Origin of the sequence: Pseudomonas sp. BJP69 (assembly GCF_007633355.1) — a bacterium.
GTDB classification, from domain to species: Bacteria; Pseudomonadota; Gammaproteobacteria; order Pseudomonadales; family Pseudomonadaceae; genus Aquipseudomonas; species Aquipseudomonas juntendi.
This window is the reverse complement of sequence record NZ_CP041933.1, coordinates 3,298,099-3,325,097: the sequence shown is the minus strand read 5'-3', so window position 1 is coordinate 3,325,097 and position 26,999 is coordinate 3,298,099. Positions and strand designations below refer to the sequence as shown.

Genomic DNA, 26,999 nt, shown 5'->3' with positions numbered 1-26,999 from the left:
GCTCCCCTGGCGCGGTATGAACCGCCGCCTCATAGTGCAGTTTGATCCTGACGAGCCCAGCATGTCTGCGCCCACCTTCGCGGAACCTGACCAGGGTCCGCTAGCGGGCGGCCGGAAGGTGAATGCTAGGCATGATCTAACCCTCGGTCTCTGGCGTCGCGACTGCGAAATTTCGCGAGGGTTTCCGAGAAGGTGATTGCGCTTCGCAGATCTCCAGGCGCGTGGGTGCGGACGTAGTCAGCGCCATTGCCGATCGCGTGAAGTTCCGCCGCAAGGCTCGCTGGACCCAGATCCTTTACAGGAAGGCCAACGGTGGCGCCCAAGAAGGATTTCCGCGACACCGAGACCAATAGCGGAAGCCCCAACGCCGACTTCAGCTTTTGAAGGTTCGACAGCACGTGCAGCGATGTTTCCGGTGCGGGGCTCAAGAAAAATCCCATCCCCGGATCGAGGATGAGCCGGTCGGCAGCGACCCCGCTCCGTCGCAAGGCGGAAACCCGCGCCTCGAAGAACCGCACAATCTCGTCGAGCGCGTCTTCGGGTCGAAGGTGACCGGTGCGGGTGGCGATGCCATCCCGCTGCGCTGAGTGCATAACCACCAGCCTGCAGTCCGCCTCAGCAATATCGGGATAGAGCGCAGGGTCAGGAAATCCTTGGATATCGTTCAGGTAGCCCACGCCGCGCTTGAGCGCATAGCGCTGGGTTTCCGGTTGGAAGCTGTCGATTGAAACACGGTGCATCTGATCGGACAGGGCGTCTAAGAGCGGCGCAATACGTCTGATCTCATCGGCCGGCGATACAGGCCTCGCGTCCGGATGGCTGGCGGCCGGTCCGACATCCACGACGTCTGATCCGACTCGCAGCATTTCGATCGCCGCGGTGACAGCGCCGGCGGGGTCTAGCCGCCGGCTCTCATCGAAGAAGGAGTCCTCGGTGAGATTCAGAATGCCGAACACCGTCACCATGGCGTCGGCCTCCGCAGCGACTTCCACGATGGGGATCGGGCGAGCAAAAAGGCAGCAATTATGAGCCCCATACCTACAAAGCCCCACGCATCAAGCTTTTGCCCATGAAGCAACCAGGCAATGGCTGTAATTATGACGACGCCGAGTCCCGACCAGACTGCATAAGCAACACCGACAGGGATGGATTTCAGAACCAGAGAAAGAAAATAAAATGCGATGCCATAACCGATTATGACAACGGCGGAAGGGGCAAGCTTAGTAAAGCCCTCGCTAGATTTTAATGCGGATGTTGCGATTACTTCGCCAACTATTGCGATAACAAGAAAAAGCCAGCCTTTCATGATATATCTCCCAATTTGTGTAGGGCTTATTATGCACGCTTAAAAATAATAAAAGCAGACTTGACCTGATAGTTTGGCTGTGAGCAATTATGTGCTTAGTGCATCTAACGCCTGAGCTCAGCCGACCGAAACCGCGTAGCGGTTTTGGGTCGGCTGCAGCGATTTGTTGGGCGATAGCTTGCCACATTCTCTCAACGATTGGGATTTGACGTACTTTCCGCACTTTGTAGCGCGACCACATCATGCTCCCCCTGGCCGCGAGAGCCCTCCGCTCGGGAAACACAAGACAGACCGAGCACGACTGTTGCAAGGGTCAAACAGTACACGACAACCGGCCAAGCCGTGTTGCGCGGCAACAGCGAAATGATCAACGTTCCGATGCTTCCTAGCAGTACACCGCCCAAGCAGAAGTAGACTGCCGTGACCGTTCCAGCAACATGGTCGAATCCTCGAAGAGCGCCATTGGGCGCCACAGATACCGCTGTGGCGACACCAATACCCACTAGCCACATTGGAGAAATAAAGCCTAACACGGACTGCGAAGCCCATATTTCGGTGATGGCAAGCAATACTGCTCCAGCTATCAGGCATCCCATTCCCATTCGCAAGACGCTTGGGCTGCCCCACTTGGGTATTACACGCCCCATAAAACGAGCTGTAAACACCATGGCAATTGCCACTGTGGCGAACAGCAGGCTGAAGCCAAGCTGAGACACACCTTGCCTGCCCATCATTAGTCCGGGCGCAATGGAGAAAAAGACGAAGAAGCTACCCATTCCAGCGGCGTAACACAACGTGTACAACCAGAAGTTCAGGCACTTAACGGGGAGTAGCAGCTGCGACCATTGCAAGCCCGCAACTCGTTGCACCCGGGTTTCAGGCCAGAATCGCCACGCTGCTGCAGATGCAGCGATCATGCCCAAACCTAGAAACGCAAAGATAGCCCGCCACCCAAGCCACATGTCGACGAGCGCTCCGAGCAATGGGCCTACCGCCGGGACCATGGCCAGCATGGATCCGAGTATGCCGTAAATGACATTACTTTCCTCGCGACCTGCGTAAATGTCACGTACTGTTGCAAACGTGGAAACAAGGCACGCCGAGGCACCACAAGCCTGAAGAATCCGAAGCCCCAGAAAGACTTCAGCCGATGACGTAAGAGCGAGGCCCATTGACGCCACAACGTAGGCGAGGCCACCTCCCAGTAGAACGGGGCGGCGCCCCAGTCGGTCCGATAGCGGTCCAAACAAGAGCTGACCGGCACCAATCATGACCAAGTACGTTGTCAGCGTAAGCTGAATTGTGCTCGCTGTCGTACCAAGCGCGTTTGGCATAAACGGCACTGCCGGCAAGTACATGTCCATGCCGAGTGATGCCAATAAATCGAACGGTGATAACAACAACACCGTGGCGGCAAGGGAGTACCGCCAACTAAAATTTTTTGAGCGCACGAAACCATCTCCTTGAACAAAGGATTTGGCGGCGCTCCCGTAGAGCAAAAGGATTCTTGAGAACGCCGCAACAACCGAAAAATGAAGGTTGCTGCGGCTTACTTGTCTGCGTTCTTGGAAATGCTCATCTGCCGACTATCTCATGATTGAATTTGAATCGTAACAACTTTCAAGCAACTCTGCGAGGAGCCTTATTGTGCGCCCAACACCTGAATTAAGCCGCGCCGCGAAGCGGCGTCGGCTTGAATGAGTTGTTAGGCAACACCGCGCTTTCTCTCGAAGGCTTGTCGTGTTTGAACCATGTAAACCGCCGGCCCGTCAGGCGTGGTGATGATCTTCTCCCGCACGAATCCTGCCTTCTCATAGCAGCGTATGGCTCGATGGTTGTTCGGAGTCGGGTCGGTCTGAATCTTCGTCACGGTGGGGTCCGAGAACAGTAGTTCAACGAGAGCGCGGACAAGCCTTGTTCCTAGGCCTTTGTTCAACTGTGTCGGGTCAGCCAGAGACTGGTCTATTCCTCGCACTCCTGGATCAGTTTCATCTTCCCACCAGCCATCACCGCTTCCGAGCGCGACGTACGACTGAGCATAGCCGATCGGTTCCTCGCCCAGCATTGCGATGTACGGTGTTACGGACTCTTCCGCCATCGCTCTGGGCAGGTAGTGTTCCAGCACTTCATCAAGAGTCGGTCGCTCTTCGTCACCACCCCACCACTCAACGATGTGCGGCCGGTTGAGCCAATCATGGAGCATCGGCAGGTCGCGCTCGGTCATGAGGCGAAGAGTTATGGGGGGGGTGCTCGCGGACATGAAATGGTCGCTCTGTGCTGCCTAACTTTGTTTTAGGGCGACTGCCCTGCTGCGTAACATCGTTGCTGCTCCATAACATCAAACATCGACCCACGGCGTAACGCGCTTGCTGCTTGGATGCCCGAGGCATAGACTGTACAAAAAAACAGTCATAACAAGCCATGAAAACCGCCACTGCGCCGTTACCACCGCTGCGTTCGGTCAAGGTTCTGGACCAGTTGCGTGAGCGCATACGCTACTTGCATTACAGCTTACGAACCGAACAGGCTTATGTCCACTGGGTTCGTGCCTTCATCCGTTTCCACGGTGTGCGTCACCCGGCAACCTTGGGCAGCAGCGAAGTCGAGGCATTTCTGTCCTGGCTGGCGAACGAGCGCAAGGTTTCGGTCTCCACGCATCGTCAGGCATTGGCGGCCTTGCTGTTCTTCTACGGCAAGGTGCTGTGCACGGATCTGCCCTGGCTTCAGGAGATCGGAAGACCTCGGCCGTCGCGGCGCTTGCCGGTGGTGCTGACCCCGGATGAAGTGGTTCGCATCCTCGGTTTTCTGGAAGGCGAGCATCGTTTGTTCGCCCAGCTTCTGTATGGAACGGGCATGCGGATCAGTGAGGGTTTGCAACTGCGGGTCAAGGATCTGGATTTCGATCACGGCACGATCATCGTGCGGGAGGGCAAGGGCTCCAAGGATCGGGCCTTGATGTTACCCGAGAGCTTGGCACCCAGCCTGCGCGAGCAGCTGTCGCGTGCACGGGCATGGTGGCTGAAGGACCAGGCCGAGGGCCGCAGCGGCGTTGCGCTTCCCGACGCCCTTGAGCGGAAGTATCCGCGCGCCGGGCATTCCTGGCCGTGGTTCTGGGTTTTTGCGCAGCACACGCATTCGACCGATCCACGGAGCGGTGTCGTGCGTCGCCATCACATGTATGACCAGACCTTTCAGCGCGCCTTCAAACGTGCCGTAGAACAAGCAGGCATCACGAAGCCCGCCACACCGCACACCCTCCGCCACTCGTTCGCGACGGCCTTGCTCCGCAGCGGTTACGACATTCGAACCGTGCAGGATCTGCTCGGCCATTCCGACGTCTCTACGACGATGATTTACACGCATGTGCTGAAAGTTGGCGGTGCCGGAGTGCGCTCACCGCTTGATGCGCTGCCGCCCCTCACTAGTGAGAGGTAGGGCAGCGCAAGTCAATCCTGGCGGATTCACTACCCCTGCGCGAAGGCCATCGGTGCCGCATCGAACGGCCGGTTGCGGAAAGTCCTCCCTGCGTCCGCTGATGGCCGATAGTCGCCAGTAGTTAGCCGATTGTGGCAGGTCTATCAGAATCGTCGCTGCTGGTAATACCTGACAGAAGTACTGCCAGGTCTACCCGTGCAGAAGGTGCTCCCGCAGAGCTGTCATCTGACTCGTGGTTTGAGACTGTGATGCCCTTTCTCAGGGCGTCCCTGCTAGACGAGGGTTTGCTGGCTAATGGCTTGGAAAATTTCCTGGCTGTCCTAAGCGAGGCCAGCTCACGCCAATTGCAGTGCGCATTCATTCGCTGTGCAGAGCCTTGGGAGGTGCCGGAGGCGGCATTAAAGGCGCTGAAATTTCGCACCCTGTACGCCAACCTCTTTGGTGGCGAGCATCTCACGTTAGGTATGTATGCCGGGCTGCTTGATGCGGTTGAGAGGTGCAATCCCGGTCTTACGACTAGCTGGCTTGATATGAAAATTCACGACAGTGCCCAGCCAATCTTGCTGCTACTCGGTGAGCCAGAAGGTGAGGCAGGGGTATAAGGTCTTGAATCGCCACTATCTGAGTCGTTACACGAAACCTGAAACCAAGCCTCAGTGATACAACCACTCCTGCAACTCATCCAGGTTCACCACCACAATCTGCTGCGCCGTCGCTTTGGCATGCACCTTGGTTGGATCAATCTGATAGCGCTGCAGCACGTACTGCACCAGCGCGCCCCGCGTCTCGACTACCAGCTGTCCTTGGTGCATGCCGTAGTCGGTCTCGATGATGGCTTGCTGCTCGGGCTTGAGGCGTGAGTCCGGTGCGATGATCACCTGCACCGGAGTGTTCCAGCCGCTATCGGCATCCCGCCCGTGTGTAGAGCGGCCATCCATTAGGTCGGGAACGCCGCGAAAGCGACTCAGCACAAAGTCGCGGTAGTCGGCATTGCGCTCGCAATAGGCGCGCACATGCCAGCGCATGCCGGTGTAGATCAGCGTATGCGGCGCGATCAGGCGCGTTTCGCCATCCGGGGTATTAAAGGACACGTACTCACACTCCAGACGCAGCCCTTCGCGGCAGGCACGCAGCAGAGGGCGGAGCACCTCGGGTTGCACACTGCGATCTGGCACCCGCAGCACTTCAGTGTGTGCGTAGGCCAGGGCCAGGCCTTCAATGTGTGGCGCGCGGTCATGATTTTGGTTAAGCAGGTGCAGGTAGGCACTGGCACTGTCATCAATGAACAGCGGCTTGAAGTGGCGGCTCGGTACATACCCCTTCAAATGCTTGTCATATTCCAGGTTCTTCGGCGCGTACTCGGCAATGTACGAATTGATGTCCTTCGACGCCTGCTGGCGGCTGATGCCGAAGCTCTGCATCAGATGGCCCGTGGTTAACCGGCCCTCCCACCAGGCCACCGTCTCGATCAAACGGTAGCGCAGCGCCAGATCCCAGCGAACCGACGTGATTTCCTGCTTACGCTTCATAGCCTCTCCATCTGCTCGAAAACTTTACCTGTACAGGCAAACACCGTAGATACGTCGCTCAAAACTACATATCTTGATAGCCGGAGACAAGCAGGCCGATGTCATTTAGTCCGGGGCTGTAGCTAGTCCAGTACATAAGTTGGATGTGCGGTTCCTGATTGGAGGGGCGTGAAGATGAATCAACTGGATCGAATTCTCGGTTGCCTGCTGGCCGGTGCGGCTGGCGATGCTTTGGGCGCGGCGGTGGAGTTCATGGATTGGCCGAGCATCCGGCAGAAGTTCGGTGAGCGGGGTATTCGGGATTTTGCCCCTGCATTCGGCAAGCTGGGCGCCGTCACCGACGATACCCAGATGATGCTCTTTACCGCCGAAGGCCTGTTGCGGGCCTGGGTTCGGCACAATTCACGTGGTATCTGCCATCCGCCTTCGGTCATTCATCATGCGCTGCTGCGCTGGTACATCACCCAGGGCGGCAAACCAAAGGCTGAGGTCACGCAGGATGGCTGGCTAATCGGTGTGAAAGACCTATGGTCGAGCCGCGCGCCGGGCATGACCTGCATGAGTGCGCTGGCCGCCAGCCAGGCGTTTGGCGACAAGGCCAGCAATGACAGCAAGGGCTGTGGTGGCGTGATGCGTGTAGCACCGCATGCGTTCTTCCCGCAGGCCTTCGAGTTTGCGGTCGAAAACGCACACCTGACTCATGCCCATCCCAGTGGCTATCTGGCAGCGGGCCTGTTTGCCGACATTCTGCAGCGGATCTTCGAGCAAGGTTGCGACCTGAAAGACGCCATCCGCCAGAGCCTGGCCGAACATGGCCAGAAACCGGGCATGGCGGAAACCCGTGAGATGGTCGAGTACGCCCTGCGCCAGAGTGAGGCCGGTATCGCGCCTACGCCCGAAGGGATTGCCGTGATGGGTGGCGGTTGGGTGGCCGAAGAAGCACTCGGCATTGGTCTGTGGTGTGCCTTGATGGCTAGCAGCCTGGAGGAGGGTATCTGCTGGGCGGTCAATCACACCGGCGACAGCGACAGCACGGGTCTGATTGCCGGCAACCTGCTGGGTATCCAGTTGGGGCCTGATGCCATTCCTGAGCGCTGGCTGGAGTCGTTGGAGTTGCGCGAGGTGATCGAGCAACTGGCGCATGACATCGAGTGGGTACCGCGTACCTATTGCGGGGATTACAGCTCAAATGTGGCTGAGGATGAACGCATCTGGGCGCGCTATCCCGGGTTCTGATAGGGAGCAAGCATGAGTCGCAGAACGCAAAGTGATGCCCTGCAATGGCTGGCCGCTGGATTGGCGGTGTTCTTGCTGGTCAGTGCCCAGGCTCAGGACCGAGACCTGGATAACGACGGACTCTGGGATTACAACCGCGGCGGCATCGACCGGGATGTCGATAACGACGGCACGTGGGATTACGACAAGGGTGGCATCGATCGTGATCTGGACAACGACGGCACTTGGGATCATGGCGCCGGCGGGATTGATCGGGATGTCGACAATGATGGCAGTTGGGACCATGACGCCGGCGGGATTGATCGTGACCTCGACAACGACGGGCTCTGGGACGAGTCAGCTGACGGCATTGATAGGGACCTGGATAACGATGGAGTGTGGGATGAGTGAGTCGCTGATCATGGCTGTCTGTGCTGAATTGACGGTCGATGGGGAGGGGCTGGAGTTGCTTGCGCCGTGCTACATGACTCGTCAGGAAAGCGTGATTGCCAGCATGGGTGTGCTGGAGTGTTTGCGCGAGTGCTCCCCTGGTGCAGTCGAGGGCGCCGGGCTAGTGGCCCTGTCTTGGTACGAGGGCATTGAGCAGTTGATGGAGTCGGTCAATCTTCACCCCTTTGAAGATGCGGCCGGCTATATGCCCACCGGGCATCGGCTGAGCATTCCAGGCGTGCATAACCGCTTGGAAGAAGGCTGCGTAGTGGCTCGCCGAGAGCGCATCAGCCTGACGCGACACTGAGCGTTGGCACGAACTGACCGATCCGGCAAAAAGCCGGGGCTCCGGCTTTACCCCGGCCCGGTCAGTGGATAAGGTGACAGCCATCGCAAATGGCAGGTCGCGGTATCCCAGGGATGGCTCTGCATATGCGCATCGGCATTCGCCGTGTGGCGCTCAGCTTCCCTCCGGTTTCCGTTGTTTCGTTGCCACCCGTGTCTGAATTGGGCTGGCCCGCGCTGCGGCGGGCGGCTGTGGAGAGTTGTGAATGAATGAATTGCAGCAGGCCCTGCTGGCCGCCGTACCTGCCGATGGATCGAGCATTGGCAATCAGTCGCTATTGGAGCGCCTGAAAAGCCAGGTCCCGCAGCTGAGTGAAGAGGCCTTCTGGGCGGCGCGGGATGGGCTGATCGAACAGGGCGTGCTGCAAAAAGGCCGTGGTCGCGGTGGTTCGGTGCTGCGGGCGCAACCGGTTGCCAGCAGCCTGGCTGAGCAAGTGCTAAGCAAGGCGCGCGAGCGTTTAGATCCGGCTGTGCGTGAGGAGGAGCCGGGCGAATATGTTGTCCAGCCCTCAGCTGCCGTCAGCAAGGGCCGGGCGGCCAAGGTACAGCCCGCCACCGGCATCGAGGACATGAAGAAAACCCTCTGGGCCACCGCCGACAAACTGCGCGCCAATATGGACGCCGCCGAGTACAAACACATCGTGCTCGGGCTGATCTTCCTCAAGTACATCTCCGACAGCTTCGCCGGCCGCCGCGCCGAGCTGGAGCGAAGGCTCACCGACGAGAACGACGACTACTACCTAGGCGCTCACGCCCTTGACGGCAGTGACCCCGAAGCACTGAACGCCGAGCTGGAAGACCGCGACTACTACCGCGAGGTCAACGTGTTCTGGGTGCCGGAAGTGGCGCGCTGGGAGTCGATCCGTGCCGCCGCCAAGCAGGTGGATATCGGCAAGCGCATCGACGAGGCCCTGGCCGCCATCGAGGCGGAAAATTCCAAGCTGAAGAACATCCTCGACAAGCGATTTGCTCGCGTCCAGTTGCCGGATGGCAAGCTGGGTGAGCTGGTGGACCTGATCTCCACCATCGGTTTTGGCGAGGACATCGGCAAGGCGCGCGATCTGCTCGGCCAGGTTTACGAATATTTCCTCGGCCAGTTCGCCAGCGCCGAAGGGCGCAGGGGCGGGCAGTTCTATACGCCGGCCAGCATCGTGAAAACCCTGGTGGCGGTGCTCAACCCGCACCATGGCAAGGTCTACGACCCCTGCTGCGGTTCGGGCGGCATGTTTGTGCAGTCGGAGAAGTTCATCGAGGCCCATGGCGGCAAGCTGGGCGATGTGTCCATCTACGGCCAGGAAGCTAACCCCACCACCTGGCGCCTGGCGGCGATGAACCTGGCCATTCGCGGCATTGACTTCAACCTGGGCAAAGAGCCGGCGGATACCTTTGTCCGCAACCAGCACAGTGATCTGCGCGCCGACTTCGTACTCGCCAACCCGCCGTTCAATATCAGCGATTGGTGGCACGGCAGCCTGGAAGGCGACCCGCGCTGGGTGTATGGCACTCCGCCGCAAGGCAACGCCAACTACGCCTGGCTGCAACATATGCTCTACCACCTCAAGCCTAATGGCCGAGCCGGTATCGTGCTGGCCAACGGCTCGATGAGTTCCAGCCAGAACAGCGAAGGCGATATCCGCAAGGCCATGGTCGAGGCCGATGTGGTGGAAGTGATGGTCGCCTTGCCCGGCCAGCTGTTCTTCAACACGCAGATTCCCGCCTGCCTGTGGTTCCTCGCCAAGGACAAGCGCCATGCCCTGAGCACCGCCGGCTGTGATCGCAGCGGCCAGGTGCTGTTTATCGATGCGCGCAAGCTGGGCACCAGCGTTAGCCGTGTGCAGATCGAGCTGACCGACGCCGATATCGAGCGCATCGCGCAAACCGTAGCGGCTTGGCGTGGCGAGCCGCTAACCGAAGGCGGGCTGGTTGGCGACGACTGCAGGGATGCAGGAGGTAGGGCGACGCAGGATGCCAAAGCCGAGTACGCCGATATCCCCGGCTACTGCCGCAGCGTAACCCTCAATGAGATCGCCGAGCATGGCCATGTGCTGACGCCGGGTCGCTATGTGGGTGCCGAGGAAGTAGAGGACGACGATGAAGCCTTTGCCGAGAAGATGCAGCGGCTGACCCAACAGCTTGGCGAGCAGATGCAGAAGGGCGCGGAACTCGATCAGTTGATCCGGCAGAAGCTGGGGGGGCTGGGGTATGAGCTCTGAGTGGCGAACTGCAAGTTTGCTCGACCATTATGAGGTTCGATCCGGGTTATCTAAACCAGCAAAGGATTTTGGCTCGGGCTATCCGTTTCTGACGTTCAAGGATGTTTTTTACAATTACTTCACACCTGAGCACTTGGGTGATTTTGTTCAAGCCACAGAAAAAGAGAGAGAGGGCTGCTCCATCTTGAGGGGGGATGTTTTCCTGACCCGGACAAGCGAAACGATGCATGAACTCGGAATGAGTTGCGTAGCTCTGCGAAGCTATAAAGACGCAACCTTCAACGGGTTTTGTAAGCGTCTCCGTCCCAAGCCAAGCAGTGAGTTGTTGCCGGAGTATGTGGGGTATTACCTCCGCAGCCCTGTATTTAGGCAGGCAGTCTCGGCAATGTCGACAATGTCGACTAGAGCCAGTCTGAATAACGAGATGATTGGGCGGCTGGAGATTTCTTTTCCTCCCAGAGAAGTTCAAGTACGCATTTCTGAGATTTTAAAGTCATTCGACGACCGCATCACCCTGCTGCGCGAAACCAACGCCACCCTGGAAGCCATCGCCCAGGCGCTGTTCAAATCCTGGTTCGTCGATTTCGACCCCGTGCGCGCCAAGGCCGAAGGGCGAGCACGCCAGGATGGCGAGCGCAGCGGGCAACCAAGGATGCCGCAGGCATCCGACTTGCCCAGGCCTGGAGCGGAGGCAGGAGCCGAAGCGCAAGGCCAGCCGGAAGGCGCTATACAGGGAAGTATGAGTGCCGCTGAAGGCAGGATGCCGAAAGCGGCCATGGACGCCACCACCGCCGCCCTGTTCCCCGATAGTTTCGAAGAGTCCGAACTGGGCTTGGTGCCGAAGGGGTGGAAGGTTAAGCCAGTTGGCGATGCTGTGGATTGTTTGGGCGGGGGGACGCCTGATACCAAAGAACCAAGCTACTGGGAGCCAGCCGAGCATTGCTGGACAACACCTAAAGACCTGTCAGGCCTGCAATCCCCTGTATTGCTTCGGACAGAACGCCAGCTTTCGTCTTTAGGGTTAGCCAAGGTCAGCTCGGGATTGTTACCTGCGGGTACTTTGTTGCTGTCTTCCCGTGCTCCAATTGGCTATCTAGCCATCGCCCAGATGCCGGTTGCAGTTAATCAGGGCTATATCGCCATTCCTCCAGGCGGTGAACTTTCACCTGTGTATATGCTGTTCTGGTGTCGTCAAAACATGGAAGGAATAAAAGGTCGCGCCAATGGTTCGACCTTTATGGAAATCAGCAAAAAGGCTTTCCGTCCAATCCCTGCGTTGGTGCCAACAGCTGACGTGCTGGACGCGTTTGCAAATATCGCCGAGCCGCTGTTTGAGCGCTTAATCGAAAACGAACGCCAAGCCCAAACCCTCACCCAACTCCGCGACACCCTCTTACCCCGCCTGATCTCCGGCCAGCTGCGCCTGCCGGAAGCAGAAACCCTGCTGGAGAAAGCCCTGTGAGCGAGAACGTCGGTCAATTGTTCAAGGACTGGATGGTTGCCTCGGGCAAGTCCAAAAATACCGCCAGCAACTACCTCACTGGGGTGAATACCGTTTCCAATCATTGTGGTCGCGATGTGTTTGCCATCGACGATCTCGACGAACTGGAGCGCCTCTATCTGCTGTATGGCCCCAAGGGCGAGCATGCTGCCATTGGAGCCAGCAACAGCGGCAATGTGCAGAGCGGCCTCAAGCAATGGCTGGCCTATAACCGCTATCGCACATCAGAGCCGAGCATTGATCCGCAGGAAGGGCGCCAGCAATGGGATAAGTTTCTGGCGCGCTGGCCGGTGTCAAAGCTGCGCGAGTTGACGCTGGAGCAGTATTACGGCAGCGAGGGTGACGACACCTTCTACAGCTGGATGCGCGACCATACGAACAAGCTCGGGGATTTCAAAGAGGGCTTGATGAGTGCCGGGGTGCGTTTGCGCGGGGCCAATCCCAGGAACGACCCAGGCTCTGATATGCAGAGCGATGGCCAATACCTCTGGTACAGGATCCTCGGCGACAGTGCGCAACAAGCCTTGGATAACCTCAAGGCCGAACTGCTGACGGCTATAGATGCCGTGCAGCAGGGGGATCTTGGCCTGATGAGTGGGCTCAAAAACGCGCCGGGGTCATTGGTTTGGAAGGTGGCCTTCCTTTACCAGAATCGTTCACAGCCCTTGGTCTTGCCGTTCTTCAATCAGAAGCAGTTGAAGCGCATTTTGGGCGCGGGCGCTACTGGTGGTGTCCGTGAGTTACAGCAGCAACTGATGGCCAGACGGGGTGAAAAGGACGTGCTGGAGTTTGCCGCTGAGTTGGAGCGGGAAGCGCTAAAGGGCCAAAACAAGCAGTGCGAGCAGAGGTCTTCCAGTATGAAAAAGAGCGCCACTGCCCTGAACCAGATTCTGTTCGGCCCACCGGGCACCGGCAAAACCTACCACACCATCGACCAGGCGCTGGCCATTCTGGCGCCCGAGTTCCTGGCGCAGAGCAGTGGCAATGACCCGGAGACGCGCAAGCGTCTGAAGGCGGAGTTCGACCGTTTCGTGACCGCCGAGCGGGTGCGCTTTGTGACCTTCCACCAGACCTTCAGCTACGAGGACTTTGTCGAAGGGCTGCGGGCGGACTCCGACACAGAAACCGGGCAGGTCAGGTATTCCGTTGAGTCGGGTGTGTTCAAGCGCCTTTGTGATGATGCCCGCACGCGCCCAGCATCTGAGCTGGGGGTGCGGGCCAATCCTGCCATCTGGAAGATTTCCATTGCCGGCACTGGTGCATCGCCAACCAAGAACTATTGCCTGGCCAACGGTGAGGCGCGTATTGGCTGGGGTAAAACAGGCGATCTGCGTGGAGACTATGAGCAGAATGCGTACTACCAGTCGCTCGGCGGTGGCGATAAAGGCACGCTCAGTTACTTCGCCGAGCAGATGGTGGTGGGTGACATTCTGCTGTGCATCCACTCGGCCGAGCAGATCGGCTCGATTGGCGTGGTGACCGGCGACTACCGTTATGAGGCGCAGGTGCCGGCCGGAGTGCTCGGTGACTATCAGCATGTGCGCTCGGTGCGCTGGCTGTATCGGGATATCAATCTGTCCATTCTGCCGCTCAATGACGAGCGCCAATTCACGCTGAAAACCGTGTATGCGATGAGCCGCTTCACCTGGGCTGATCTGCTGTCATACCTGCAGCAGCAGGGCGTGAAACCGGTTGAGTCGGTGACGGTGGCGGGCGCAGACAGTGAGCCCTATGTGCTGATTATCGATGAGATTAACCGGGGCAATGTTTCCCGCATCTTCGGTGAGTTGATCACGCTGATCGAGGAGTCCAAGCGCGAGGGTGCCGATGAGGCGCTGAGCGTGAAGTTGCCCTATTCAAAGAAGCCGTTCAGCGTGCCGAAGAATGTTTACCTGATCGGCACCATGAACACTGCCGACCGTTCGTTGGCCGGTTTGGATATTGCTCTGCGCCGGCGCTTCGTGTTCCGCGAGATGCCGCCGCGGCCTGAGCTGCTGGATGATGTTGAGGTGGTCGGGCTGAACATTGGTCAGCTGCTGCGGGTGATGAACCAGCGCATCGAGGTGCTGCTGGATCGGGATCACTGCTTGGGCCATGCCTACTTTATGCCGTTGAAAAAGGATGGCTCCCAGGCTCGGCTGGAGCTGATCTTCCGCAACCAGATTCTGCCTTTGCTGCAGGAGTATTTCTTCGAGGACTGGCAGCGCATCGCCTGGGTTCTGAATGACCAGCGCAAGGCGCCAAACGATCAGTTCATTCAGGAGCGAACCAGCTTCGCTGAAGCACTGTTTGGCCGGGACGTGGGGCAAGGCTTGGCGGCTAGCTACTGGACGCTTAATGATGAGGCGTTCGAGCGAATGGAGGCCTATATCGGCATTCTCGATGCCTCACGGGTGACTGCTGAGCGGGTGGTAACGCGCGAAGCGGTGCAGGGTGAGTTCACCTTGCGAGAACTGGCCAGCGGCTCCGTTGAGGTGTGGCGTGCGGATACCTTGCTGCAGCCGGCCAAGCCCATTTTGCGCCAGTTGGCTGAACAGCTTGGCGTTAGCCAGCAGAACAGCAGCGGCAACCCTCTGAATACTAGAAGCCTGGGGCGCCACCTGATCGATCAGCTAAGCCAGGGCAGGGCGTGAAAGCAACCGTCACCATCCGCGAGTACGCTCGCCTGACTACGGCCGAGGTTGAGCCCACGTTGGATGTGGCTCAGCTATCGCAGAGCGCGTTCGACTGGCTATGTGAGCTGAGCGCCAGCTTCAGCCGTAACGGCGCCACGCTGCTGCAGGTGGACGGGCGGCATGCGTTGAAGTGGGACTCTTACGTAGGGGTGGTGGAGACGCCCTGTGGCACGCGCCTGGAGATTCTGCCCAAGCACCATGAGCAGGACGATTGCCTGCTCAAAAGTCGCCAGTTGCTGCGTAAGCTGATCCAGCAGGCTCTGCAGCTCAAGCCCCGTGAGGCCTCGGTGGCCAGCTTGGAGCTGTTCGATGCGCCTCTCAGCGAGTGGGTAATGGGGCAGTTCTTGACTGAGCTGGATTTGCTGGTGAAGCGTGGCGTGCGCTTCGACTATCAGCGTATCGAGGAAGAGCAGCGATTTCTGCGCGGCCAGCTCAATGTGGTGGCGCAGATGCGCCAGCCGCCGGGACGGCAGCATCACTTCCAGATTCGCCACGATGTGTTCTTACCTGATCGTGCGGAAAACCGCTTGCTCAAGCTGGCGTTGGAGCTGGTGGCAAAAAGCACGCAGGATGCCGGCAACTGGCGCCTGGCCAATGAGCTGCGCTCAATGCTGGCCGAGGTGCCCGCCAGTCGTCAGGTGAGCCAGGATCTGCGCGCCTGGAGCCGCGACCGGCTGATGGCGCATTATCAGGCGATCAAGCCCTGGTGCGAGCTGATCCTCAATCAGCAGATGCCGATAGCCGTGAGTGGCGAGTGGCGAGGGATGAGCCTGCTGTTCCCAATGGAAAAGCTATTTGAGTGCTATGTGGAGGGCTGGTTGCGGCAACGCTTGCTGCACGGTGCGAATCTGACCTCACAAGCCAGCCAGCACCACCTGTGCGCGCATGACAGCGGAAAGATGTTCTGCCTGAAACCGGACTTGCTGATCGACACGCCAGAGCAGCGTTGGATTCTTGATACCAAGTGGAAGCGCATCGATGCCGGTAAACCTGAGAAGAACTACGACCTGAGTCAGAGCGATTTCTATCAGCTGTTTGCCTATGGGCATAAATACCGAAGAGGCGACGAGGTGCCGAGGCTGGTACTGATTTATCCGTATTGGTCTGGTCTTCAGAAAGCGCTGCCGATGTTTGATTACGGCAAGGGCATGCAGTTATGGGTGTTGCCCTTCGAGTTAGATAGCGACCATTTGCGGGACGCTGAGTCCGTTGGAGTACCTGTGCGACAGGAAAGTGGGGTCGTTGCGGAGCGCAGTCAGTTAATGGCTGTTTGAATCACCTGAATTAAGAAAAAGGCCCGCAGAGGCCGCTGGAAAACAAGCAAGGCTAGGGCTATGGACTATTCGAAGTGGTTGGACCTTTGGGATAAGGCAACACCCGAGCAGCTGATTGCTCCCGTGTTCGTATTTAGTCTGGTGACGGTGCTGTGCCTTTGGTACTTGCTGCGTTACTTCCTGCGGTCGTTTGCATTGAGCCGCCGCTTGAAGAAGCTCACGCGGCAGGTGCGGGCAATCAAGGAGCTGCAGCCAGCCAAGCGCCGTAGCGAGCTGGAGCAGCTGTTCCAGGAGCATACGCTGGGGCATGCCTGGCAGGAGTATGCCGAGACGCTGCATGACCAGTTCGAGGTGCGCGAGGGTGAGCAGCGCTTGTTGTGCTCCCGTGCCACGGCGGGTGCGGGACATTTCTTCACCGCGCAAACGGTGGTGGAGACGCCGCTGGGTACAGAGTTTTACAAGCACTTGCCGGGCATCCTGACGGGGATCGGGATTGTCGGCACTTTCTTCGGCTTGATGCTGGGCCTGCAGCACTTCGACCCCAGCACGCCCGAGCAGGTCAGCTCCAGCGTCGATCAGTTGCTCAAAGACGTGCTATTTGCCTTCCTCGGCTCCTTCTTCTCGATCTTCGCTTCTATTGGCGTGACTCTGACCGAAAAGTGGCGCCTAGGCCGCTGCTACAAGCATCTGGAAACCCTGACTGAGAGTATCGATGGGCTGTTCGACAGTGGTGTGGGCGAGGAGTACTTGGCGGAGCTGGTGAGGTCGAGCAACGAAAGTTCGATTCAGACCCGTCAGCTCAAGGACAGCCTGGTCACCGACCTGCGTGAGATGCTGCAGAACCTTGTGGATACCCAGGTGCGTGAGAATCTCAAGTTGGCTGATACCCTTTCGGCAAGTTACCGCGACTCTGGTCAGGTGCTGGCCGAGCAGATTGGCGGTGCCCTTGAAAACAGCCTCAAGTCTCCCCTGGAGGCCATCGCTGGAGCGGTGAATACCGCCAGCGGCGACCAGAGCAGCCAGGTGCAGAGCCTGCTCACCGATGTGCTAGCAGCCTTTATGAGCAAGCTGGAAAGTACCTTTGGTCAGCAGTTCAATGGCTTGCACGAGATGCTGGGGCAGTCGGTAGCGGCCATGCAGTCCATGCAGCAGGGCTTCAATGAACTGGTCGGCGACATGCGCTCGGCCAGCGAGGCTTCATCTCAGAACAGCGCCAAGATAATCGCGCAGCTGCTGGCCGATATGCAGGCCGGGCAAAACAGCATGCAAGCCGGGATGAACGAGATGCTGGCCAACCTGCAGACCTCCATCGCGCGTATCGGCAGCGAAGGCGAGGGTGCTGGCGAGCGGATGGCCAAGCAGCTGGAGAAGCTGTTCGCCGACAGCGAAGCGCGTCAGCAGGCCATGGCGGCGAATCTGCAGGCCTTTGTCGAATCCATGCAGCAGAGCATGGGCCAGGGCCAGCAGGAGACCATGGCCAAGATCGCCGGCTCGGTGGAAGTGTTGGGCGAGCGGTTGGGTGGCTTGTTCAAGCAGCTAGAGCACAACCGCACGCAGATGGATCAGGCCAGTAAGGTCGCCCAGGTCGAACTGCACCGTGGTACGCGCGAGATGGTTGGCGGGCTGGAAGAACAGGTGAAAACCCTGCTGGATGCCGTCGCCGATCAGCAAGGCGCGATGCAGGAAAGCCTCAAACTGCTGGGAGCGCAAACCGAGCAGCACCTGCAGAGCATGCAACAAGGTGCCGAGAAGATGCGCCTGGCAGCCGAGCGCTTCGACAGCGCCGGGCAGAGCGTGAGTAAAGCCGGCGAGGCGACTGCGGGCGTGCTGGGTGCCCTGCAGGGCACTAGCGGCGATCTGGTTGGCGCTTCCCGCGAGCTGACCAGTGTTGTGGCTGACTATCGCAATAACCGTGAAGCACTGAGTCAGACGCTTGCGGTCATTCAAGGTGTGGTCGCCACTACTCAGAGTGAGTCCGCTGGGCGCAGTCAGTACCTGCAGGATCTGAAGCAGCAAGGCGAGCGGCTGCAGGCGCTTAACCGTGAAGTGAACGACTACCTGGAGCAGATCAGCGCCGTGCTGGGCAAGGGCTTCAACGAGTTTAGCGAGGGGGTAGATCGTAGCCTGCGGCAGACGCTGGGTAGCCTGGATGCCGAGCTGCACAAGGCGATGACCAGCCTGGCCGGTGGTGTCGAAGGGGTCAAGGAAAGCCTGGAAGACTTCAGTGACATCATGGAGAGCGTTCAGCGCCGCTGAGGGGGGGTAGAGCATGTTCGGCAAATCAGCCGCTCCCGCGCGGGCGCGTGACGAAGGCGAGAAGCCTTTCTGGATATCATTCGCCGACCTGATGACGGCGATGATGATCTTGTTCCTGGTGGTGATGGTGGCCTCGCTGAGCTCGGTGACGCAGCGCATTCAGCAGGCTGAACAAGGTGAGAAACAGCGTGGCAAGGACATCGCTAAGCTCTGCCAGGACCTAAAACTGAGGGCCGGAGATCTTAACTCCACCATCGTGGTGGACTGCCGGGATAACCGCATTAGCTTCGGTGAGGCTGGGCGCTTTGGCCACAATCAATACTTCCTCAACAGCCAGGGGCAACAGGCCCTGCAGGATGTTGTGCCGTTGATCTTGGATGCTGCTGACAGCGAAGAGGGGCGCAAGTGGCTCAAGCAGGTGGTGATCGAGGGCTTCACCGATACGGACGGCTCTTACCTGTACAACCTGCACCTCTCCCTGCAGCGCTCGGAGTGGGTGATGTGCAGTCTGCTCGATAGCCGCAGCCCGGTGCAGAAAGGGCTTTCAGCTGAGCGTCAACAGCAGATTCGCTCCATGTTCCTGGCTGGCGGTGTGTCGTTCAACAATGCCAAGGAAAGCAAGGAGGAGAGTCGGCGGGTGGAGCTTCGCATGCAGTTCTTCGGGCTCAAGGACCAGGAGCATGAAGGCCAGGAGCCGGCGCTTGAGTTTGCCTACGCGGCAAACGAAAAATGCCAGTTGGAGATGCGCTAGATGAGCCGGGCTCTGTCGTCTCTGTCGGCGGCCATCGCTTCCGGCTTGCAGCGCCAGAATGAGCGCAGCGGCGATGTTGGGCTCAGTGGCTTGGTGGCGCTGAAGCGCGCCAGCACAGAGCTTTCTCGGCGCTTTGATCAGGTCGAAAAAGCCCTGGCACCGCCCCGTGAGAAACGCTTGCTGGCACTTGGCAAGTTCAAGCGCGAGCAGGCGCTAACTTCATCGGAGTGGCGCCTGGTTTTTGCCGGGTTGGCCGATGACGATGAGGTCAGTGTTCCGGTGTTGGAGGACGATCAGCTGTTTGACCGTGTTCATCGGGAAGTGGCTGGCCGTATCGAGCAGCGGTCACTTAGCCGCCGCGACTGGCTGGCGCTGTGTTTCAGCTACTTTGCCTACGATGAGCACAAACCCGATGACAACGCGAACTGGCGGGTGCTGCGTGACGATATTGATCGCGGCTTTGATGCTGTCAGGCAGCGTATTGGTCGCGAGAAAGAGTGGATGCGCATTGTAGCTGAGCATCGCGAACTGTTCGGCGCTCAGGCTGGAACTCGTCTGGCGGGGGAGATATTCGAGGGCAGGGCGCGTGACCTTTCCTCTCTGCAGGCCATTGCCCAGGTGCCGGATAGCAGTTGGTTGTGGCAGCGGATTTTTGCGGTTCTGCTTTCGCGCATTTTCCTGCTGGATGACGAAACCTTCCTAAAGCGCCTGCCGGAGTTGGTAGCTCTGGGGCAGCTGAATACGCGCTATCTCAATCAGGTGCTGAGTGCCTGCCTGACTCGTTATCACCGTTCGCGATATCGCGAGCAGTCGTCCTCGCTACTCAAGCAAGCTGCGTTGGAGCACTGGGGTAGCCCGCAGATGCGTTCCAAGCAGAATGCCTGGTTGCAATATGTGGAGCAGCCTGTCTGCGCCATGGTGGTGGCCTGGTTCGCCAAGGAAGATCTGGAGCACTTCTTCACCTTGCTCAAGGGCGAGGCGGAGGTCGATCAGTCGCGTTTGTTCTACTGGCTGCGCTTTGCCAATCAGATGAGTTATACGCGGATTGTGATGGGTGGTGATGCGTGGCATGACCGGGGTAGTGATTTCGTGGCCTTCCGCGAGAAAAACAAAGGGCGCTTGAGTCAGCTTACCGGCGGGCCGAGCCACAACAACGCGGTGGTGATGCAGATCGGCAACTACTTTTTTGTCGAGTTCTCCGGTACCGGCAATGCGTGCTACGTCTATCGTGCCGATGCCGCTCCATTCAATCCGGACAAACAGGTGCTGGGGCTGGCAACTGAGCTGAAGCAGCAAGGACGGGCGCTGAAGCGTATGTCCCACTCTCCAGCCCCGCGGCGACCCAATGTGGTCGAAGGGTGGCTGGATAAGTTTGATGACGAGCTCCGAGCGTTGGGAATTGTCGCGCAGTGTCCCGCTTCATATACGCACCCCCGCGTTTCCGAAGACAAGCCCGCCGCCCCAAGTGCTGCGTCTGCATCTGTTGCGGGTGATTCGCTGGACGTGCAGGTTAAGTCGATGTTGGGCAGTGTGCCCTATAAGACGTTCGACCACCGCTCGACTAGCGGGGTCTACCAGGTTTTGCTTGCCAGGGATGATGCGGCTGCCAAAACAGCGCTGCTGCGCCTCGGCTTCAAGGCTGTGAAAAACAATGCACTCATGTTCTGGAGGCTTTGATGCTCGGCCGATTTTTTCCCGGGAAGGATCGTTCTCAGCCCGCCAAGGGGGCAGCGCCTGGTGCTTACCAGATCGAAGAGCAAGGTCTTTGTTATGCCTTGAGTCTGGCCGGCGACGATGCAAGCTGGCCCGTCGCTGCCTACCTGGACCAGCTCTTTGAAGAGGACTATGCCAGCCAGCTGAGTGATCGCTGGTTGTTGCCTTGGGAGTCGATCTACCAGCTTTTGGATGATTCGGAGCACGCTAGTAGCCTTCCCTTACTTGGCTTGCCCGCGATTTCCGACCTACAGCCACAGTTGGCCAGTACCGGTGGCTTATCGGATCCGGATTTCAAGGTGTTTATCCAGTCCTGGCGTAACCCGCGGACGGGTAACCCGATTACTTTCGAGCGTTCTGGCGCCGTGGTGCGCTACGCCAGCACCACTGAGCTGCTTCCGCGAGCGGTCTGGGAGCTGTTAAAGGCCATTCGAGATTTGCATGCCACTCAGCAGCAGGCTCCGGGAGAAGTCGCCAACCAGATCGGCTGGGCCAATATCCGTAAGTTGGCCAAGCGCGCTGGTGCGGGATTGGACGGGTTCCTCGACAAAACTGTGGTGGTCAAGCCTGAGCACTTGAAGCTGAAGCCGCGTAAGGCAGTTGTCGCCGGTACGCCGATTATCGAGTTGGATGTCGCGTTTGATGGGCAGCCTGACAATTGGTTGGCCAGTTTCGATGGTTACAAGCAGGTGCAGGATAAGTACAGGGTGCCGGGTGCCGATGGAACGGTGACGCACGTGCTGATTGAGCCGGATGTAAAGGCGGTGCTTGAATCTGTTCGCGCGTTACCGGGGCGGCGGGTAGCCGGTGATGAAGCGCTGTCACTGGTGCGCAACCCCTACAGCGTGATCGGGGATGCGGCCGAGAAGGTTGTTGATGCGGACGAGTATGAGGAGCAGCTGGCTGACGCGGGCATCTACTTCCATCGTTTTCGCCTGGAACCTTGTCTAGGCGAAGACGGCAAACATATTCAGTCGATTAGTCTGTTCCTTGAGCCTATCTCGTCCAAGCCGCTACCCGAAATTGAGCTGCGCTTCGATTTTGCCCATGAGTTCGCACCATTCGTGAATGAGCTGCAGGTGAAGTTGGCAGCTGGTATGCCCGCGGGATTCTGGCAGGGCTATGAGCTGGAGCTGAGTGACTTCGATCTCGCGCAATTGGCAGGGGTCAATGAGCTTTTGCGCCACTGGCAGCGCCAGGAGGCCGGACAGACATTCGAGGCGGTGCTGGATTTGGCCTCGTATGGTGATCGCGTCGTCGGCATTGGTGAGGCGGAGCGCATTACATCCCCATTTTTGGTGAAAGAGGCAACGGAAAACTGGTTGCCGACGGATGTGAAAGAGCTTGGGGTGGATAGCGAACTGCTCAGCCAGTGGGATCCTGCCAGCCGCGAAGATTTTGAAGAGTTTGAGCACCGCATCGACCAGGCGCGTATGGCGGGTGATGAACAGGTATGTCTACCGGGTACTGAAACCCCCCTACCTTTCCAGGTCGCGGAGCAGCTTTATGAAGCCTGGTCGAAGAAGCTTAATCCGGTCGAGCCAAAACCACCTGTTGTGACTGAGCCCGTAGCTGGTCGTGCGGTGCTGCATATCGAGCACAACATTGAGGAAGCGACCTATGCCCAGCGCCGTGAGGCGGCTCTGCTGGCGGGGCGGCATGCCAACGCGGATATTCCAGAACTGCTTCGCCCCGAAGTTCAACTGCGCGATCATCAAATGAAAGGTGTGGCGTGGATGCAGCACCTGTTTGGCTTATCACCCGATCATGTCGCGGGTTGCTTGCTTGCCGATGACATGGGCTTGGGTAAGACCATTCAACTGCTGACCTTCGTTGTTTGGTATTTGGAGCAGAATCCTCAGGGTAAACCGGTCCTGATTGTTGCCCCCGTTTCCCTGTTGGATAACTGGGAGCGTGAGCTGCAGCGCTTCTTCTATGCGGATGCATTGCCGGTACTGAAGCTTTATGGCGGCGCGCTCAGCGCTGTGAAGTTCAAGAAGGACGAGATTCCCGGGGATCTGCAGGCCAAGGGGATAAAAAATCTTCTTCGGCCGGGTTGGATGGGCGATGCTCGTATCGTGCTTACCACCTATGAAACCTTGCGTGATCAGGAACTCTCCTTGGCACGGCAGCAGTGGGCTATCGTGATCTGCGACGAGGCGCAGAAGATCAAGAACCCGGCGGCGCTGATCACGCAAGCGGCGAAAGCTATCCCCTCGCGATTCCGTATCGCCTGCACGGGAACGCCGGTGGAGAACACGCTGATTGATTTGTGGTGTCTGTTCGACTTTATCCAACCGGGCTTCCTGGGGGGGCTGAATCAGTTCGGACGGGAGTATCAACGCCCCATCGAGGCCGGCATGGAGCGGGACACGGCGGCGCTTGAGCGCCTGCGTAGACTTATCGAACCTCAGACTTTACGGCGTACCAAGCAGGATGTGGCGAAGGATCTCCCGGCCAAAATCGAGGACCAGGGGTGCCGCAAGCTGCTGATGCACACATTGCAGCGCAATCTCTATTTGTCCGAGGTGGCCCAGTACACACAGAAGCAGCAGATGCAGGAGCAATTGGAGCAGCGGGAGAGCGGCATGCTTGGCCTATTGCACAGGCTCAAGTTGGTGTGCGCGCACCCGTTCAGCGTGCAGCCTGATCCACGCTTGAGGGAGCACTCGCCGAAACTTCAATGGCTCTTAAGCACGCTGGATAACATTGCGCGTTCGGGCAGCGGCGATAAGGTCATCCTTTTCACCGAGTTGCGGGACATCCAACGTGAATTGCAGCATGCAATTCAGCAACGCTTCGGCTTCAAACCCACTGTAATCAATGGTGATACCAGCACCAGCAGCCAGAGTGCGCATAGCCGGCAGCGACTGATCGACCGTTTTCAAGAGCAGCCTGGTTTCTCGGTGATAATCCTCTCCACTGTTGCAGTTGGATTTGGTGTGAACGTGCAGGCAGCCAACCACGTTATCCATTTCACTCGCTGCTGGAATCCGGCCAAAGAGGATCAGGCAACTGATCGCGCTTACCGGATTGGTCAGGAGAAGGACGTGTACGTCTATTACCCGACTGTGCGTGATGACGGGATGCCTACATTTGAGGCGACGCTGGATGAGCTGCTACAGAAGCGACGCGCGTTGGCGCGGGATATGCTGCATGGGGCATCTGAGCTTCAGGTATCTGAGTTTGGGGAACTGTTAAGGGCGCAAGGATGAGATTGAACAATGACTGAAGATCAGCTGGAGCAGGAAACCCTCGGCTGGCTCAGTGATGTGGGGTACACGCATCTGTATGGCCCGGATATCGCCCACGACGGCGATAACCCCGAGCGCGAGAGCTATCGCGACGTGCTCTTGACCATGCGCCTGCGCACGGCCATCGCGCGGCTCAACCCACAGGTGCCGTTGGCTGCGCGCGAAGATGCGCTGCGCCAGGTGCTGGAGCTGGGTGTGCCGGTGCAGCTTTCGGCCAATCGTCTGTTCCATCGCCTACTGGTCAGCGGTGTGCCGGTGCAGTACCAGAAGGACGGCGAAACACGCGGTGACTTCGTACGCCTGATCGACTGGGCGGATGTGCGCGGTAACGAGTGGTTGGCGATCAATCAGTTCAGCATTCAGGGGCCGAAGCACACGCGCCGGCCGGACATCATTCTGTTCGTAAACGGCCTGCCGCTGGTGCTGCTGGAGTTGAAGAACCCGGCGGATGTGAATGCGGATCTGGTGAAAGCGTTTGATCAGATCCAAACCTATAAGGAACAGATCCCGGACGTTTTCCACTACAACGAGATTCTGGTGATCAGCGATGGCAGCGAGGCGCGTATGGGCTCGCTGTCGGCGGATATCGAGCGCTTTGCCCGCTGGCGCACCATCGATGGTGTAACGGTCGATCCGCTGGGTGAGTTCAACGAGTTGGAGACGCTGGTGCGTGGTGTGCTGCAGCCGGCGATGCTGTTGGATTACCTGCGCTATTTCGTGTTGTTTGAGGATGACGGCCGGCTGGTGAAGAAGATTGCCGGCTATCACCAGTTCCATGCCGTGCGAGCGGCCATCCAGCAGGTGGTCAGCGCCTCGCGCCCAGGCGGCACGCACAAGGGCGGGGTGGTCTGGCATACCCAGGGATCGGGTAAGAGCATCACCATGACCTGCTTCGCTGCGCGGGTGATGCAGGAAGCGGCGATGGAAAACCCTACCATTGTGGTGATCACCGACCGCAATGACCTGGACGGCCAGCTGTTCGGCGTTTTCTCGCTGTCTCAGGATTTGCTGCGTGAGCAGCCGGTGCAGGTGACCACGCGTGGTGATTTGCGCGAGAAACTGGCCAATCGCCCCAGTGGCGGCATTGTTTTCGCCACCATCCAGAAGTTCATGCCGGGCGAGGATGAAGACACTTTCCCGGTGCTTTCGGAGCGCTCGAACATCGTGGTGGTGGCCGACGAGGCGCACCGCACCCAATATGGCTTCAGTGCTTCGCTGAAAGTGCCGGACCTTAAGGTGGCCGAGGCCAGTGCCCGCTATCAGGTGGGCTATGCCCAGCACCTGCGCGATGCCTTGCCCAATGCCACCTTCGTGGCTTTTACCGGCACGCCCGTGTCCAGCGAGGACCGCGATACCCGTGCGGTGTTCGGCGACTACATCCACGTCTACGACATGCAGCAGGCCAAGGAAGATGGCGCCACCGTGGCCATCTACTACGAGTCACGCTTGGCCAAGTTGTCGCTCAAGGATACGGAGCTGGCGCATATCGACGAGGAAGTCGATGAGCTGGCCGAGGATGAGGAAGAGGATCAGCAGTCGCGCCTGAAATCGCGCTGGGCCGCGCTGGAGAAAGTGGTGGGCGCTGAACCACGGATTCAGAGCGTGGCGGCTGATCTGGTTGCGCACTTCGAGGAACGTAACCAGGCGCAAAGTGGCAAGGCCATGGTGGTGGCGATGAGCCGCGAGATTTGCGTGCACCTGTACGACGCGATCATCGCGCTGCGCCCGGAGTGGCATGACGAGGACCCGGAGAAGGGCGCGGTGAAGATCGTCATGACCGGCAGTGCTTCGGACAAGGCGCTGCTGCGTCCACACATTTATCCGAGCCAGGTGAAGAAGCGCCTGGAAAAGCGCTTCAAAGACCCGAAAGACCCGCTGCAGCTGGTCATCGTACGGGACATGTGGCTGACCGGCTTCGATGCGCCCTGCGTGCATACCCTCTATGTCGACAAACCCATGAAGGGCCACAACCTGATGCAGGCCATCGCCCGGGTGAACCGCGTGTTCAAGGACAAGCAGGGCGGCCTGGTGGTGGATTACATCGGCATCGCCAACGAGCTGAAGGCAGCGCTCAAGGAGTACACCGCCAGCAAGGGCCGGGGGCGACCTACGGTCGATGCCTATGAGGCCTATGCCGTGCTGGAGGAAAAACTCGATGTGCTGCGCAGCCTGCTGCATGGCTTCGATTACAGCGACTTCTTGACTGGCGGGCACAAGCTGCTGGCCGGTGCGGCCAACCATGTGCTGGGGCTGGAGGATGGCAAGAAGCGCTTTGCTGACAACGCACTGGCCATGAGCAAGGCCTTCACCCTGTGCTGCACGCTGGACGAGGCCAAGGCGGTGCGTGAGGAAGTTGCCTTCCTGCAGGCGATCAAGGTGTTGCTGACCAAGCGCGACATCAGCGCAAAAAAGAAAACGGATGAAGAACGAGAGCTTGCGATCCGCCAGATCATCGGCAATGCAGTGGTTTCCGGTGAGGTGGTGGATGTGTTCGAGGCGGTTGGCCTGGACAAGCCCAACATCGGCCTGCTCGATGACGAATTCCTCGCTGAGGTGCGCAACCTGCCGGAGAAGAACCTTGCCGTGGAGCTGCTGGAACGGCTGCTGGAAGGCGAGATCAAGAGCAAGTTCGCCAGCAACCTGGCCCAGGAGAAGAAGTTCTCCGAACTGCTCGATAGCGTGATCAAGCGCTATCAGAACCGCTCTATCGAAACGGCTCAAGTCATCGAAGAGCTGATCGAGATGGCCAAGAAATTTGCTGCAGCGAGCAAGCGCGGTGATCAGCTGGGGCTCAATGACGACGAACTGGCCTTCTACGATGCCTTGGCCAACAACGAATCATCAGTACGCGAGCTGGGTGATGAGACCCTGGCGAAGATCGCTCATGAGCTTACCCAAAGTCTGCGCCAGAACGTGACCGTGGACTGGAGCAACCGCGACAGCGTTCGTGCCAAGTTACGTCTTTTGGTTAAGCGCATCCTGCGTAAGTACAAGTACCCACCGGATCAGCAGGAGGAAGCAGCCCAGCTGGTGCTGATGCAGGCCGAGACGCTTTGTGAGGCGTGGATGTAACGATGGAGAA

The 26,999-nt window shown here is 58.7% G+C and carries 19 protein-coding genes; 14 read left to right on the top strand and 5 right to left on the bottom strand.

Annotation, left to right across the window (positions count from 1 at the left end):
- Window positions 1-125 precede the first annotated feature (125 nt).
- The 4 genes from sul1 to FPB55_RS15400 all read right to left on the bottom strand — a co-directional run bounded on the left by sul1 (window position 126) and on the right by FPB55_RS15400 (window position 3,566).
- Complete coding sequence (gene sul1 / locus FPB55_RS15420; RefSeq protein WP_000259031.1) at window positions 126-965, bottom strand: sulfonamide-resistant dihydropteroate synthase Sul1; 840 nt, start codon at window positions 963-965, stop codon at window positions 126-128.
- Entirely contained in the window at window positions 959-1,306 is a 348-nt protein-coding gene (locus FPB55_RS15415; RefSeq protein ID WP_000679427.1) for a quaternary ammonium compound efflux SMR transporter QacE delta 1, read from the bottom strand. Before FPB55_RS15415 ends, sul1 begins: the two co-directional genes overlap by 7 nt.
- 191 nt (window positions 1,307-1,497) lie before the next feature.
- Window positions 1,498-2,757 (bottom strand): chloramphenicol efflux MFS transporter CmlA1, encoded by a 1,260-nt coding sequence (locus FPB55_RS15405; RefSeq protein ID WP_001256776.1) that lies wholly within the window; start codon window positions 2,755-2,757, stop codon window positions 1,498-1,500.
- Between the two features lie 254 nt (window positions 2,758-3,011).
- The gene (locus FPB55_RS15400) at window positions 3,012-3,566 is read right to left on the bottom strand and encodes an aminoglycoside N-acetyltransferase AAC(6')-IIa (RefSeq protein WP_023622803.1); all 555 of its coding nucleotides are present in this window, start codon (window positions 3,564-3,566) and stop codon (window positions 3,012-3,014) included.
- Window positions 3,567-3,727: 161 nt separating this feature from the next.
- On the opposite strand from FPB55_RS15400, the gene intI1 reads away from it, so the two are divergent.
- Window positions 3,728-4,741 carry a class 1 integron integrase IntI1 gene (gene intI1 / locus FPB55_RS15395; protein WP_000845048.1) on the top strand — a complete coding sequence of 338 codons (1,014 nt, stop codon included), beginning with the start codon at window positions 3,728-3,730 and terminating at the stop codon, window positions 4,739-4,741.
- Between the two features lie 299 nt (window positions 4,742-5,040).
- The gene (locus tag FPB55_RS15390) at window positions 5,041-5,343 is read left to right on the top strand and encodes a hypothetical protein (protein WP_144188614.1); all 303 of its coding nucleotides are present in this window, start codon (window positions 5,041-5,043) and stop codon (window positions 5,341-5,343) included.
- 51 nt (window positions 5,344-5,394) lie between these two features.
- Here FPB55_RS15390 and FPB55_RS15385 read toward each other — a convergent pair whose 3' ends face one another.
- Window positions 5,395-6,270: a WYL domain-containing protein gene (locus FPB55_RS15385; RefSeq protein ID WP_144188612.1), complete on the bottom strand. Its 876-nt coding sequence runs from the start codon at window positions 6,268-6,270 to the stop codon at window positions 5,395-5,397.
- Window positions 6,271-6,444: 174 nt separating this feature from the next.
- Here FPB55_RS15385 and FPB55_RS15380 point away from each other — a divergent pair, with 174 nt between their 5' ends.
- The 12 genes from FPB55_RS15380 (at window position 6,445) to FPB55_RS15325 (ending at window position 26,989) form a co-directional block, all read left to right on the top strand.
- Window positions 6,445-7,506 carry an ADP-ribosylglycohydrolase family protein gene (locus FPB55_RS15380; protein ID WP_144188610.1) on the top strand — a complete coding sequence of 354 codons (1,062 nt, stop codon included), beginning with the start codon at window positions 6,445-6,447 and terminating at the stop codon, window positions 7,504-7,506.
- 12 nt (window positions 7,507-7,518) lie between these two features.
- Window positions 7,519-7,896 carry a hypothetical protein gene (locus tag FPB55_RS15375; protein ID WP_238706592.1) on the top strand — a complete coding sequence of 126 codons (378 nt, stop codon included), beginning with the start codon at window positions 7,519-7,521 and terminating at the stop codon, window positions 7,894-7,896.
- Window positions 7,889-8,242 (top strand): hypothetical protein, encoded by a 354-nt coding sequence (locus FPB55_RS15370; RefSeq protein WP_144188609.1) that lies wholly within the window; start codon window positions 7,889-7,891, stop codon window positions 8,240-8,242. The genes FPB55_RS15375 and FPB55_RS15370 overlap by 8 nt, the downstream gene beginning before the upstream one ends.
- 244 nt (window positions 8,243-8,486) lie before the next feature.
- Window positions 8,487-10,493: a class I SAM-dependent DNA methyltransferase gene (locus tag FPB55_RS15365; protein WP_144188608.1), complete on the top strand. Its 2,007-nt coding sequence runs from the start codon at window positions 8,487-8,489 to the stop codon at window positions 10,491-10,493.
- Window positions 10,483-11,955, top strand: coding sequence for a restriction endonuclease subunit S (locus FPB55_RS15360; protein WP_144188606.1), 1,473 nt, complete (start codon window positions 10,483-10,485; stop codon window positions 11,953-11,955). The genes FPB55_RS15365 and FPB55_RS15360 overlap by 11 nt, the downstream gene beginning before the upstream one ends.
- Before the next feature lie 896 nt (window positions 11,956-12,851).
- Window positions 12,852-14,627 carry an AAA family ATPase gene (locus FPB55_RS15355; protein WP_178097538.1) on the top strand — a complete coding sequence of 592 codons (1,776 nt, stop codon included), beginning with the start codon at window positions 12,852-12,854 and terminating at the stop codon, window positions 14,625-14,627.
- Window positions 14,624-15,943, top strand: coding sequence for an McrC family protein (locus FPB55_RS15350; RefSeq protein ID WP_144188604.1), 1,320 nt, complete (start codon window positions 14,624-14,626; stop codon window positions 15,941-15,943). Before FPB55_RS15355 ends, FPB55_RS15350 begins: the two co-directional genes overlap by 4 nt.
- Before the next feature lie 60 nt (window positions 15,944-16,003).
- Window positions 16,004-18,199, top strand: a complete 2,196-nt coding sequence (zorA1, locus tag FPB55_RS15345; RefSeq protein WP_144188602.1) for a type I Zorya anti-phage system protein ZorA1 — start codon at window positions 16,004-16,006, stop codon at window positions 18,197-18,199.
- 13 nt (window positions 18,200-18,212) lie between these two features.
- Complete coding sequence (zorB1, locus tag FPB55_RS15340; RefSeq protein WP_144188600.1) at window positions 18,213-18,950, top strand: type I Zorya anti-phage system protein ZorB1; 738 nt, start codon at window positions 18,213-18,215, stop codon at window positions 18,948-18,950.
- Window positions 18,951-20,627 carry a type I Zorya anti-phage system protein ZorC gene (zorC, locus tag FPB55_RS15335; RefSeq protein WP_144188598.1) on the top strand — a complete coding sequence of 559 codons (1,677 nt, stop codon included), beginning with the start codon at window positions 18,951-18,953 and terminating at the stop codon, window positions 20,625-20,627. It begins immediately after the preceding gene.
- On the top strand, window positions 20,627-23,878 hold the full coding sequence (gene zorD / locus FPB55_RS15330; RefSeq protein WP_144188596.1) for a type I Zorya anti-phage system protein ZorD: 3,252 nt from the start codon (window positions 20,627-20,629) through the stop codon (window positions 23,876-23,878). The genes zorC and zorD overlap by 1 nt, the downstream gene beginning before the upstream one ends.
- A gap of 9 nt (window positions 23,879-23,887) precedes the next feature.
- Window positions 23,888-26,989: a type I restriction endonuclease subunit R gene (locus FPB55_RS15325; protein WP_144188594.1), complete on the top strand. Its 3,102-nt coding sequence runs from the start codon at window positions 23,888-23,890 to the stop codon at window positions 26,987-26,989.
- The last annotated feature ends 10 nt before the right edge of the window (window positions 26,990-26,999 follow it).